The following is a 13035-nucleotide window of genomic DNA, read 5'->3' on the forward strand; positions in this document are numbered from 1 at the left end:
TTATTAAGCCAACAATTGAAACACATTCAAGACTTTCAAGTGGGGTAAAGAGTAGGGGCAGGAGCGAAGGGCTCCCACCCCAACTATTGACGTAGAACCATATTTCTCACGATGAACACACGGCTTCTTTGTGCAATGAAAGCAAAGTACACTACAGACCAGCAAGGGAGGAAAAAGCATGTGGGATGTACTGAGGCAGGACATAGAGGTGGTTTTTGATCAGGATCCTGCAGCACGTAATAAATTTGAAGTGATTTTAACGTATTCGGGGTTACACGCCATTTGGCTACACCGAGTAGCTCATGGTCTGTTTAAACGTCGCCTATACTTTTTAGCGAGGTTCATTGCCCAATTTAGTCGTTTTATGACCGGGATCGAAATCCATCCGGGAGCGAAGATTGGCCGCCGTGTCTTTATTGACCATGGCGTAGGGGTCGTCATCGGAGAAACATGTGAAATCGGCGATCATGTCACCATTTCCAAGGGGTTACCCTCGGAGGCACAGGGAAAGAAAAAGGGAAAAGACACCCAACGATTAAAGATAACGTTCTGATCGCTGCTGGCGCGAAGGTGCTTGGATCGATTGTCATTGAAAAAAACTCCAAAATTGGTGCCGGCTCTGTTGTTTTAAAGAATGTACCGGAAAACTCCACGGTGGTCGGTATTCCTGGTCGAATTGTCGCGCAGAATGGGGTGCGTCTGCCGCGTGATTTAGACCATTGTGATTTACCAGACCCTGTTTCTGAAAAGATCAAGCAGTTGGAAAAGGAACTGGACGAAATGCGGTATGCCCTCGATGAAATAAAGAAAGGAGCGTCGTCATGAGTGAACTACAATTGTTTAATACACTAACGAGAAAAAAAGAGGTGTTTGTCCCCTTAGAAAAAGGGAAGGTCAAAATGTATGTTTGTGGACCAACTGTCTACAATTATATTCATATCGGTAACGCTCGTCCGGCGGTCGTATTTGATACATTACGGAGGCATTTAGAGCATCAAGGCTATGATGTTAATTACGTATCCAATTTTACCGATGTTGACGATAAGCTCATCAAAGCAGCCGAAACGCTCGGTGAAGATGTACCTATCGTTGCGGAAAGGTTTATTCAAGCCTATCATGAAGATGTAGGCGCCTTAAATGTCAGAAAAGCTTGCAGTCATCCACGAGTTACGGAAAATATGGACCCCATTATTGCATTCATTCAAACATTAGTCGATCGAGGCTTCGCTTACGAATCTAATGGAGATGTCTATTTCAAGACAAGATCTTTTGAAGATTATGGCAAGCTGTCACATCAATCGATCGATGAGCTACGGCTAGGCTCACGAATTCAAGTCGGGGAACAGAAAGCTGACCCCCTCGATTTTGTGCTCTGGAAAAAAGCGAAACCTGAAGAGATCCATTGGAGCAGCCCATGGGGCGAGGGGCGGCCAGGCTGGCATATTGAATGCTCAGCGATGATTCGCAAATATCTTGGTGATACAATCGATATCCACGCTGGCGGCCAGGATCTCGCTTTTCCGCATCACGAAAATGAGATTGCGCAGTCTGAAAGCTTGACGGGAGAGCCGATGGCCCATTATTGGCTTCATAATGGTTATATTCAAATTGATAATGAAAAAATGTCAAAATCCCTTGGCAACTTTGTTCTCTTGCACGACCTTGTTAAAAAATATGATCCGCAATTGCTTCGTTTTATGTTGTTGTCGGTTCATTATCGTCAGCCAATTAACTTTAACGAAGAGGTGATGGAGAGCACACGGAATGCGATGGAGCGATTGAAGACAACGTATCGTAATCTTTCTTATCGACTTGAGCAAACACCGGACCTTGCTGATGAAGGCAATTGGCTCGACAAGCCAGCGCGTGCATTAGAAAGATTTACTGCAGCAATGAATGATGATCTCAATACAGCAAATGCGATCACTGTGCTTTTTGATGTCGCTCGTGATGCCAATACGTATATTGAAAAAAGCAGCGTTTCTGCACAAGTCATTACGGCCTTCTTAGAGGCAATGGATGAAATGGCTGAAGTGCTCGGTCTCGTTTTACGAGAGGACACATTGCTAGACGAAGACATTACTACGCTGATTGAGGAAAGGATAGCGGCGCGAAAAAGCAAAGATTTTCAACGTGCTGATGAGATTAGAGATCATTTGAAAGCACGAGGAATTGAATTAGAAGATACGCCACAAGGCACGCGCTGGAAGCGGTTGACGACATGAAGAATAAGGTAGATATCCATTCGTTAAACGGGGTAGAGCTAGCATATATGGGAGACGCAGTTTACCACCAGGCGGTCAGGTATCACCTTTTGTTGCTCGGCTATAAAAAAGTAAATGAACTACACGAAAAGGCGACGACCTATGTATCTGCCCACGCGCAAGCGTCTGCCCTTCATCATTTGTTAGACATCGAGGAATTAACGACAGAAGAGTTGGCTGTGACGAGGAGAGGGCGCAATGCAAAGTCCGGTACTCCGCCGAAATCTGCAGATGTGTCGACTTATCGCCATGCCACAGCGTTTGAAGCGCTTCTAGGCTACTTATTTCTCCAAGAAGAATATGAACGACTTAATCAACTGTGCGCAATTGCTTTTGCGCAGATTGAGCAGGAAGGAAAGGAGTGAGTTTTTCGTGGAACAAGAGTGGATTACGGGAAAAAACCCCGTTATTGAAGCGTTAAGAGCGGGTCGTTCTATGGAAAAGATATGGATTCAAAAAGGCGCTCAAAAAGGGCAAATGAAACAAGTATTTTCCCTCGCCAAAGAAGCAGGGCTAGTGATTCAGGAAGTCCCAAAGCAAAAGCTAGATCAACTGACAGATCAAGCTCATCAAGGTGTAGCAGCGCTTGTGGCTGCTTATGTATATAGCTCTATAGATGACATTCTAAAGCGAGCGGCAGATCGAGGTGAGCCGCCTTTTCTTTTACTGTTGGACGAGCTTGAGGATCCGCACAACCTAGGTTCAATCTTGCGGACAGCGGATGCGAGTGGTGTGCATGGTGTCATCATTCCAAAGCGACGAGCGGTTGGCTTAACGCAGACTGTGGCCAAGACAGCAACAGGTGCATTGGAGTATGTGCCTGTTGCGCGAGTGACAAATTTGTCTCGGACGATAGAGGATCTCAAAAAGCAAGGTGTATGGATCGCCGGTACTGCTGCAGAGGCAGAGGCAGACTATCGAACATTGGATGCAGGTTTGCCGCTCGGTCTTGTCATTGGCAATGAAGGCAAAGGGATGAGTAGAATTGTCCGTGAAAAATGCGACTTTCTTATCCGTTTGCCTATGGTCGGTCACGTTTCTTCGTTGAACGCTTCTGTTGCTGCTAGTTTATTGATGTATGAGGTTTATCGTAAGCGCCATCCATTAGGGGAATAACGAATGGATGTACTCCTAGTGGATGGCTACAATATGATTGGTGCCTGGCCAGACTTGCAGAGAATCAAAGAAAAAGACTATGAAGCTGCGCGCCACCGTTTGATTGACATGCTTGCTGAGTATAAAGCATATACCGGCTATCGAGTCATCGTCATCTTTGATGCTTATTTGCAGAGAGGCCTCGAGAAGAAACATCATCAGGCAGGGATTGAAGTCATTTTCACTAAGGAAAAAGAAACCGCTGATGAACGAATAGAAAAATTAGCCATTGCTTTAAAAAATGTAAAAACACGCATTTTTGTAGCTACCTCAGATTACGCTGAACAATGGAGTATATTTGGCCAAGGGGCATTGCGAATTTCTGCTAGAGAATTGCTCAGGGAAATTCAAGAAATTGAACGGAATATCAATCAATCTGTAAAAAAAGACCATCAAAAAAAGCTGTCGAATCGGCTTACATTGTCAGAAGATGTCGCACAAATCTTTGAAAAATGGAGGCGTAAAGACCATTGAAGTATTGACGCTAGTTTTTTAATTGTTGTATAATAATTCTGAAAAAAGAGCGAAGAGTCGGAGGGATTTGATTGAGCCTGCATCTCGACAATTTGGACAAGCCGTCATTGGATAAGCTGGAAGACGAAGACATTGTAGAATTAGTACAGCTCGGAGACGTAGAAGCCCTTGACTATCTCATCAACAAATATAAAAACTTTGTCCGTGCCAAAGCACGATCGTATTTTTTAATTGGAGCAGACCGAGAAGATATTGTCCAAGAAGGAATGATTGGTCTGTTTAAGGCGATTCGTGATTTTAAAGAGGACAAGCTCGCATCCTTTAAGGCTTTTGCGGAGTTATGTATTACGAGACAAATTATTACAGCAATTAAAACCGCCACGCGACAAAAGCACATTCCGTTGAATTCATATGTATCTTTGGACAAGCCTATTTACGATGAAGAGTCCGACCGAACGCTTCTTGATGTGCTGACGGGAACGAGAGCTTCTGACCCTGAGCAGCTGTTAATTACGAGAGAAAAATTTTATGATATCGAGATGAAGATGGCTCAACTCTTAAGTGATCTTGAGCGGAAAGTACTTGCTCTTTATTTGGACGGTCGATCGTATCAGGAGATTTCTGTTGATTTGAATCGCCACGTAAAATCGATTGACAATGCTCTTCAACGAGTGAAACGCAAGTTGGAGCGCTACTTGGAGATTCGAGAAATCACCCTGTAGATCCACGAATGAATGGCATGTCTAGTTGACATGTTGAACAAGCTTATGATAAATTCGTACTGTTGTATACGTGATGATTTTTGAATGCCCGATATAGGTGTTGACCATTTAAACGTCGTTGTGCATCCTTTTGTACTGTTTAGTCATTGGATGTGACGTTGAAGAGCATTGACACTGGGAGCATGTTTGAAATGTCATTTGGCATGCAACGTGTATTCAATACATCGTGAGACGATCTGACGGAAGACGAGGGCTTCGTATGCTATTGTCATTTCCGAAACTCGTCGCATTCATTCGTTGGGGGTTTAATCATGGGAAAAATCATCCGCTTTTTACGCGAAGTTGTCAATGAGATGAAAAAAGTAAGATGGCCAAAACGGAATGAATTGTTTCGTTATACAGTAACCGTTTTAGTGACTGTTATTTTTATGACGTTATTTTTTACAGTGACCGACTTAGCGATAAGTACCGTCATTGATTTTGTTCTTGCTGAATAACAAGCACTGCTCGTGCTATAATGGTAGATATGATGAACGCAAAAAACCCGATGATTCGGGTTTTTTACACTATATGGACAATTTATATGAGTGCAAGCTTTGATGCAGTGAATTTACAAGTATTTAAAGTGCACACTCCAGGGGAGGGACTGGCGGCCTCGGCCGAATAAAATGGAAAAGAATTGGTACGTTGTTCATACGTATTCAGGGTATGAAAATAAAGTGAAGGCAAATCTTGAAAAACGTGTCGAATCGATGGGTATGCAAGATAAAATCTTTAGAGTCGTTGTTCCAGAAGAGGAAGAGACAGAAATTAAAAATGGCAAGCGGAAAGTATCCAAAAAGAAAGTCTTCCCAGGTTATGTCCTTGCCGAAATCGTGATGACGGATGACTCTTGGTATGTCGTGCGAAATACGCCTGGTGTGACAGGCTTCGTCGGTTCAACGGGTTCTGGATCTAAGCCAACACCGTTGCTCCCGGAAGAAGTGGAAGTCATTTTAAAGAGAATGGGTATGGAAGAACAGCGAATGGGCGTGGACTTTGCGATACAGGAAAATGTCCGAGTCAATGACGGGCCGTTTGCTGACTTTACCGGAACGATCGAAGAGATCGATAACGATCGCCAAAAAATTAAAGTGCTTGTTAGTATGTTTGGACGTGAAACACCGGTAGAGCTCGATTTTGATCAAGTAGATAAAATGTAAAAAAAACTTGCGTTGCGTCATATAAGGTGCTAGTATTATAGTGTTTGAATGCGAGTGGGAGGGTATGTAACCTGCCCTGTGACCACATCACGGAACTTAAGGAGGTGTGTCCCGTGGCTAAAAAATTGGCCAAGGTTGTAAAACTGCAAATTCCTGCAGGGAAAGCGAATCCGGCACCACCGGTTGGACCGGCACTCGGTCAGGCTGGTGTAAACATCATGGGATTTTGTAAAGAATTTAACGCGAAAACCCAAGATCAAGCTGGTTTGATTATCCCGGTAGAAATTAGCGTGTATGAAGACCGTTCATTTACGTTTATTACGAAAACTCCGCCGGCCGCTGTATTGCTGAAAAAAGCTGTCGGCATTGAATCCGGTTCTGGAGAGCCAAACCGAAATAAAGTCGGCACTGTGAAGCGTGATCAAGTTCGTGAAATCGCTGAAACAAAAATGCCAGACCTCAATGCTGCTGATATTGATTCAGCTATGCGTATCGTTGAAGGAACAGCGCGCAGTATGGGATTAGTTGTCGAAGACTAAAACAAGCGCTGAGGTTGCGAAGCGAGCATTCGCAACCTTTTTTTCAAGTGGGAGGTCCCAGCCGCTACAACCACATGAAGGAGGATAAGAATATGCCGAAACGAGGCAAACAATACCGTGATGCTGCAAAACTCATTGATTCACAACAAGCCTACAGCGTTGCTGAAGCGATTGAGCTTTTGAAGAAAGCATCCTTTGCAAAATTTGATGAAACCGTTGAAGCAGCTTTTCGTCTAGGAATTGACGTAAAAAAGGCTGATCAGCAAATCCGTGGAGCAACTGTATTGCCCCATGGAACAGGAAAAACCCAGCGTGTGCTTGTTTTCGCTAAAGGTGAAAAAGCAAAAGAAGCAGAAGCAGCAGGCGCAGATTATGTTGGTGAAGGCGACTACATTAACCAAATCAACCAAGGTTGGTTTGAGTTTGATGTCATCGTAGCGACACCAGATATGATGGGTGAAGTCGGTAAATTAGGACGTGTTCTTGGACCGAAAGGGTTAATGCCTAACCCGAAAACAGGAACTGTTACTTTTGACGTGACTAAAGCTGTGCAAGAAATTAAAGCTGGTAAAGTTGAATACCGCGCAGATAAAACAGGAAACGTTCATGTTCCGATTGGTAAGATGTCTTTTGATGAGCAAAAACTTCAAGACAACTTAAATGCCATTGCGGATGTATTAATGAAAGTAAAGCCTGCAGCTGCAAAAGGAACTTATATGAAGAATGCTTCAATTACTTCGACGATGGGTCCTGGTATTAAATTAGATGTATCATCTATTGTAGGTTAAGGTTGACTTTAGACGACTTCGGTCGCTATAATAGTAAAGGTTTTACATTGTAGCCGTAGACAGCAGGTGCTTTATAGGCTTAATCTCCTGCCGAGGTGGACAGCATTGATATCTATCGTGGTGGTCAGTCATCACGTTGAATCGATATGCCCTCCGTGCGTCTTCGCGCTGAGGGCTTTTTATACGTTGTCAACCGTCTCCTTGGAATGAGGTGCAAACCTTGTTCTGACTACGGAAAGGTTTGCTAGAATAAAGGTTCTTCCTTTTGATTCTAGCGTGTCATGCTAGTTGATATAGGTCAACTGGTGGAAATGATATATAGGAGGTGTGCACATGAGTAAAGTACTCGAGCAGAAACAGCAGTTAGTCACAGATATCGCGGAAAAGCTTCGCAACAGTAAAGCGACGATTTTTGTTGATTATCGTGGCCTCAACGTAGCTCAGACAACCGAGCTACGCAAACAACTTCGTGAAGCAAACGTTGAGTATAAAGTGTATAAAAACACGATGACTCGCCGCGCTGCTGAGCAGGCTGAAATTGCTGGTGTAGAACAGGAGCTTGTTGGTCCTACAGCGGTTGCGTTCAGTGAAGATGATGTCATCGCTCCGGCTAAAGTTTTAAATAACTTTGCTAAAGAGAATGAAGCATTGAAAATTAAAATTGGTGTCATTGAGGGCAACGTCACATCAGCAGATGAGCTGAAGGCTTTAGCAGAACTACCTTCTCGCGACGGGCTTCTCTCTATGTTGCTTAGCGTGCTACAAGCACCAATGCGAAACATGGCCTTGGCTACAAAAGCTGTGGCTGATCAAAAAGAAGAAGAGGGCGCGTAACGCCCAAAACCATTATCTAAGGAGGAACATTTCATGAGTAAAGATCAAATCATCGAACAGATCAAAGAAATGACTGTTCTAGAATTAAACGACCTTGTTAAAGCAATCGAAGAAGAATTCGGAGTTACTGCGGCTGCTCCTGTTGCAGTAGCAGGCGGCGCAGCTGAAGGTGCCGGTGCAGCAGAGCAAACTGAATTTGACCTAGTCCTTGAAGATGCAGGTGCTTCAAAAATTAAAGTGATCAAAGTGGTTCGTGAAATCACTGGTCTTGGCTTGAAAGAAGCAAAAGAGCTTGTTGACAACGCTCCTAAGCCTTTGAAAGAAGGCATTGAGAAAGAGGAAGCTGAAGAGCTTAAAGGTAAGCTTGAAGAAGTTGGCGCTAAAGTTGAAGTAAAGTAACTCCAACAACGATGATAGAAAAACCCGCGTGATTTGGCGGGTTTTTCTTATCTCTTTCTTTCGTTCATTTTCAAAGTGACGCCGACATCGGTGAAAGGGGCCGAATGCATGGGAGATCATTATTATACGAATCGTCCGTCCGCAGAAAGTGCACCAAAGCTCATTGAAGCCAGCATAAAAGGAGAGTCTTACTCGTTCTGGACTGACCATGGCGTATTTTCAAAAGAGCAGATTGATTTCGGGACAAAACAGATGCTCGAAGCGTTTGTAATGCCTGAAGTGAAGGGTGCGGTCGCGGATATTGGGTGTGGATATGGGCCTATTGGCATTTATCTCGCAACTCACCATCAAGATCGTACGGTATGGATGGCTGATGTGAATGAACGGGCGGTTGAACTCTCGAAAAAAAATATTGCTCGCTTCGATCTTGAAAACTGTCGTGTACAGCAAGGGGATTTGTTAAGTGGGGTGCCGGATCAATTGGCAGTGGTCATCTCGAACCCCCCTATACGCGCAGGAAAGAAAGTGGTTCATCAGTTATTTGAGGATGCACATGCTGCGTTAGCATCTGGGGGCGAGTTGTGGATTGTGATTCAAAAAAAGCAAGGCGCTCCATCGGCGAAAGATAAATTGGCTGACATGTTCTCTGATGTCACAGTTGTAAGCCGTGAAAAAGGGTATCAAGTGATTGTTGCAAAAAAAATTTGACTCTGACTTGACAATTGTGATAGCATTATATAATGCCGATAAGTCTTTTTATCGTTTGTTTTAGCAGGATATTTCCCGATTTGTCATACGCACGTATAAAAGGTATCGAAACGGGGAAGACTGCAAAAATTAGATAGGTGGACAAATGAAAAATGAGGTTTTCTAGTGAAACCCTTTTTCTTTTTGTTTGCACTCACGCATATTTATAATGCGCGAAATACCCTTTAAAATCAAGCAGTCTTTGTGACTCTTGTTTTTCTACGTCACAGAATGTTGTGACGTTATGAATTGACGTAATGCAAACATAGGTCAAACGTTTCTCGTATAAATGATATGCGAAAAACGATCAAATAGCATGTTCTGAGGGGTGAAGTAGTTGACAGGTCAAACAGTGCAGTTTGGACGCCACCGCCAACGCAGGAGTTATGCGCGCATCAACGAAGTGCTGGATCTGCCGAATCTCATTGAAATCCAAACCGCATCCTATCAATGGTTTCTTGATGAGGGGCTCAAAGAAATGTTTCAGGACATTTCGCCGATTGAAGATTTTACAGGCAATCTATCCCTCGAATTTATCGACTATAGTCTTGGTGAGCCAAAGTATCCAGTCGATGAGTCTAAGGAGAGAGATGTGACCTATTCTGCTCCGTTGCGAGTGAAAGTCCGTCTTTTAAACAAAGAAACCGGAGAAGTCAAAGAGCAGGATGTTTTTATGGGCGATTTCCCTTTGATGACAGATACCGGTACTTTTGTAATTAATGGCGCAGAACGAGTAATTGTTTCTCAGCTTGTTCGATCCCCAAGCGTCTATTATAGCAAAAAGATTGATAAAAACGGCAAGAAAGGGTATACAGCGACCGTGATTCCAAACCGCGGTGCGTGGTTAGAATATGAGACCGATGCCAAGGACGTCATCTATGTGCGGATTGACCGTACAAGAAAGCTACCTGTGACGGTGCTTTTGCGTGCTTTAGGGTTTGGAACTGATCAAGAAATCATCGACTTGCTTGGAGACAATGAGTACATTCGCAATACACTAGAAAAGGACAACACCGAAAATGCAGAAAAAGCGCTCCTTGAAATTTATGAACGCCTGCGCCCAGGAGAGCCTCCTACGGTGGAAAATGCGAAAAGCCTGTTTCAAACAAGATTTTTTGATCCGAAGCGCTATGACCTTGCTAGCGTAGGTCGTTATAAAATCAACAAAAAACTTCACATTAAAAACCGGTTATTTAACCAGCGCCTCGCAGAAACGCTCGCTGATCCTGATACCGGAGAAGTATTAGCAGAAAAAGGTGCGATGTTGGATCGCCGCCTTTTAGACAAGATCTTACCTTACATCGAAAACAATGTAGGTTTCCGTAAATTCCATCCGGCTGGCGGAGTGCTGGATGATGATATTTCCCTTCAGTCCATTAAAATTTATGCACCAGATGATACCGAGGATGAGCAGGTGCTTACGGTTTTAGGCAATGGAATGATTGAAGAGCATGTGAAAAATATTATGCCTGCGGACATCATTTCTTCCATCAGCTACTTCTTCAACCTTTTGTATAAAGTTGGGGAAACAGACGATATCGATCATCTCGGAAATCGCCGGCTGCGTTCGGTCGGAGAATTGCTACAAAACCAGTTTCGTATCGGGCTTTCCCGGATGGAACGCGTTGTGCGTGAAAGAATGTCGATTCAAGATACGAATGCCATTACACCGCAAGCGCTAATTAATATCCGACCCGTCATCGCATCCATTAAAGAGTTTTTCGGAAGTTCACAGCTCTCACAGTTTATGGACCAAACGAACCCACTAGCTGAGTTAACCCATAAACGGAGGCTGTCAGCGCTTGGACCTGGCGGTTTGACGAGAGAGCGTGCAGGGTTTGAAGTGCGAGACGTCCACTATTCCCACTACGGTCGTATGTGTCCAATTGAAACCCCAGAGGGACCAAACATTGGACTAATTAACTCTTTGTCGAGCTTTGCGAAGGTCAACAAGTTTGGCTTTATCGAAACACCATATCGAAGAGTAGATCCAGAAACGAATAAGGTCACCGATCGAATCGACTATTTGACTGCCGACGAAGAGGACAACTATGTCGTTGCGCAAGCAAATGCTCGCTTAAATGATGATGGGTCTTTTACAGATGATAATATCATTTGTCGTTTCCGTGGTGAAAACAACCTCGTTCCACAAGAGCGCGTCGACTATATGGACGTTTCGCCAAAGCAAGTCGTCTCTGCCGCGACGGCGTGTATACCATTCTTAGAGAACGATGACTCGAACCGTGCACTCATGGGAGCAAACATGCAACGTCAAGCAGTTCCATTGTTAACTCCTGATGCACCAACTGTCGGTACTGGAATGGAATACGTCTCTGGTAAAGATTCCGGCGCCGCTGTAATAGCGAAGCACCCGGGAACTGTCGAGAAAGTAGAAGCGAAGCAAGTGTGGGTGCGTCGTACAGAAGAGGTGAATGGTCAGCTCGTTAAGGGTGACCTTGATAAATATCGATTGGCGAAATTTATTCGTTCCAACCATGGTACGTGCTATAACCAGCGTCCGATCGTCTCTGTAGGCGATCAAGTAACACGCGGTGAAATATTGGCTGATGGTCCATCCATGGATATGGGTGAATTGGCATTAGGTCAAAACGTCCTTGTTGCATTCATGACATGGGATGGATATAACTACGAAGACGCGATTATTATGAGTGAGCGACTCGTTAAAGATGACGTCTATACGTCAATTCATATTGAAGAATATGAATCTGAAGCGAGAGATACAAAGCTCGGTCCTGAAGAAATTACGCGTGATATTCCAAATGTGGGCGAAGACGCATTGCGTAATTTAGATGATCGTGGCATCATCCGCGTCGGTGCCGAAGTGCATGACAATGATCTCCTTGTTGGTAAAGTAACACCAAAAGGGGTCACGGAGCTAACAGCTGAAGAACGGCTCCTGCACGCCATTTTTGGAGAGAAGGCTCGCGAAGTTCGTGACACGTCTCTGCGCGTACCTCACGGTGGTGGCGGTATCGTTCTAGACGTAAAGATTTTCAACCGTGAAGACGGTGATGAGCTGCCTCCAGGTGTAAACCAGCTCGTTCGTGTCTATATCGTTCAGAAGAGAAAAATCTCTGAGGGCGATAAAATGGCCGGACGTCACGGAAACAAAGGGGTTATCTCTAAAATTCTTCCTGAAGAAGATATGCCATTCTTGCCTGATGGAACACCGGTTGATATTATGTTGAACCCACTTGGCGTTCCGTCACGAATGAATATCGGACAGGTGCTAGAGCTTCACCTTGGTATGGCTGCAAGAAAGATGAATATCCGTGTCGCGTCTCCAGTTTTTGATGGTGCAACTGAGGAAGATGTTTGGGAGACATTAGAAGAAGCAGGGATGCCACGTGATGCGAAGTCTGTCTTGTACGATGGCCGTACGGGTGAACCGTTTGACAATCGTGTCTCTGTAGGGGTCATGTACATGATTAAGCTTGCACACATGGTTGATGACAAGCTTCATGCCCGTTCAACAGGACCATACTCTCTCGTTACACAGCAACCTTTGGGCGGTAAAGCTCAATTTGGTGGGCAACGTTTTGGTGAGATGGAGGTATGGGCGCTTGAGGCATATGGTGCCGCATATACCCTTCAGGAAATTCTGACGGTGAAGTCGGATGACGTTGTTGGTCGTGTTCGGACATATGAAGCGATCGTCAAAGGGGAAAATGTGCCAGAGCCTGGCATTCCTGAATCCTTTAAAGTATTGATCAAGGAACTTCAGAGCCTCGGTATGGACGTGAAAATGCTCTCAATCGATGAAGAGGAAATTGATTTGCAGGATATTGAGGACGAAGAAGATAGCGCCGCTGATAAATTAAACCTTGATACTGAACCCAGCCAGGAAGTGTGAATGGGAAAAGTTAAAGATCACAAAGGGAGGTAGGCCC

General features: G+C 44.3%; 13 protein-coding genes, 1 pseudogene and 1 other annotated feature. All 14 genes and pseudogenes read left to right on the forward strand.

Annotated elements, in window-relative coordinates:
* The first annotated feature begins 178 nt into the window (after positions 1-178).
* The 14 genes and pseudogenes from cysE (at position 179) to rpoB (ending at position 12998) form a co-directional block, all read left to right on the forward strand.
* Positions 179-825: pseudogene (gene cysE, locus G4V62_RS13005) on the forward strand (serine O-acetyltransferase).
* Complete coding sequence (gene cysS, locus G4V62_RS13010) at positions 822-2225, forward strand: cysteine--tRNA ligase (protein WP_165202888.1); 1404 nt, start codon at positions 822-824, stop codon at positions 2223-2225. Before cysE ends, cysS begins: the two are co-directional and overlap by 4 nt.
* The gene (locus tag G4V62_RS13015; RefSeq protein WP_165202890.1) at positions 2222-2629 is read left to right on the forward strand and encodes a Mini-ribonuclease 3; all 408 of its coding nucleotides are present in this window, start codon (positions 2222-2224) and stop codon (positions 2627-2629) included. Before cysS ends, G4V62_RS13015 begins: the two co-directional genes overlap by 4 nt.
* A 7-nt stretch (positions 2630-2636) precedes the next feature.
* Entirely contained in the window at positions 2637-3380 is a 744-nt protein-coding gene (gene rlmB, locus G4V62_RS13020; RefSeq protein WP_165202892.1) for a 23S rRNA (guanosine(2251)-2'-O)-methyltransferase RlmB, read from the forward strand.
* A 3-nt stretch (positions 3381-3383) separates the two neighbouring features.
* Positions 3384-3893, forward strand: coding sequence for an NYN domain-containing protein (locus G4V62_RS13025; RefSeq protein ID WP_165202894.1), 510 nt, complete (start codon positions 3384-3386; stop codon positions 3891-3893).
* Between the two features lie 71 nt (positions 3894-3964).
* Complete coding sequence (sigH, locus tag G4V62_RS13030) at positions 3965-4615, forward strand: RNA polymerase sporulation sigma factor SigH (RefSeq protein WP_165202896.1); 651 nt, start codon at positions 3965-3967, stop codon at positions 4613-4615.
* A gap of 311 nt (positions 4616-4926) precedes the next feature.
* A complete protein-coding gene (gene secE, locus G4V62_RS13035) occupies positions 4927-5112 on the forward strand; it encodes a preprotein translocase subunit SecE (RefSeq protein WP_165202898.1) in 186 nt (61 codons plus the stop codon).
* A gap of 171 nt (positions 5113-5283) precedes the next feature.
* Positions 5284-5817 (forward strand): transcription termination/antitermination protein NusG, encoded by a 534-nt coding sequence (nusG, locus tag G4V62_RS13040; protein WP_165202900.1) that lies wholly within the window; start codon positions 5284-5286, stop codon positions 5815-5817.
* 113 nt (positions 5818-5930) lie between these two features.
* On the forward strand, positions 5931-6356 hold the full coding sequence (rplK, locus tag G4V62_RS13045; protein ID WP_165202902.1) for a 50S ribosomal protein L11: 426 nt from the start codon (positions 5931-5933) through the stop codon (positions 6354-6356).
* 92 nt (positions 6357-6448) lie between these two features.
* Entirely contained in the window at positions 6449-7144 is a 696-nt protein-coding gene (rplA, locus tag G4V62_RS13050) for a 50S ribosomal protein L1 (RefSeq protein ID WP_165202904.1), read from the forward strand.
* 35 nt (positions 7145-7179) lie between these two features.
* Positions 7180-7335 (forward strand) — a sequence feature (ribosomal protein L10 leader region).
* Between the two features lie 142 nt (positions 7336-7477).
* Positions 7478-7978: a 50S ribosomal protein L10 gene (gene rplJ, locus G4V62_RS13055; protein ID WP_165202906.1), complete on the forward strand. Its 501-nt coding sequence runs from the start codon at positions 7478-7480 to the stop codon at positions 7976-7978.
* Between the two features lie 33 nt (positions 7979-8011).
* Positions 8012-8377, forward strand: coding sequence for a 50S ribosomal protein L7/L12 (gene rplL / locus G4V62_RS13060; protein WP_165202908.1), 366 nt, complete (start codon positions 8012-8014; stop codon positions 8375-8377).
* A gap of 108 nt (positions 8378-8485) precedes the next feature.
* Positions 8486-9085 carry a class I SAM-dependent methyltransferase gene (locus tag G4V62_RS13065; RefSeq protein ID WP_165202910.1) on the forward strand — a complete coding sequence of 200 codons (600 nt, stop codon included), beginning with the start codon at positions 8486-8488 and terminating at the stop codon, positions 9083-9085.
* A 376-nt stretch (positions 9086-9461) separates the two neighbouring features.
* The gene (gene rpoB, locus G4V62_RS13070; RefSeq protein WP_165202912.1) at positions 9462-12998 is read left to right on the forward strand and encodes a DNA-directed RNA polymerase subunit beta; all 3537 of its coding nucleotides are present in this window, start codon (positions 9462-9464) and stop codon (positions 12996-12998) included.
* Positions 12999-13035: the final 37 nt, after the last annotated feature.

Source organism: Litoribacterium kuwaitense (assembly GCF_011058155.1).
Lineage (GTDB): Bacteria > Bacillota > Bacilli > Bacillales > DSM-28697 > Litoribacterium > Litoribacterium kuwaitense.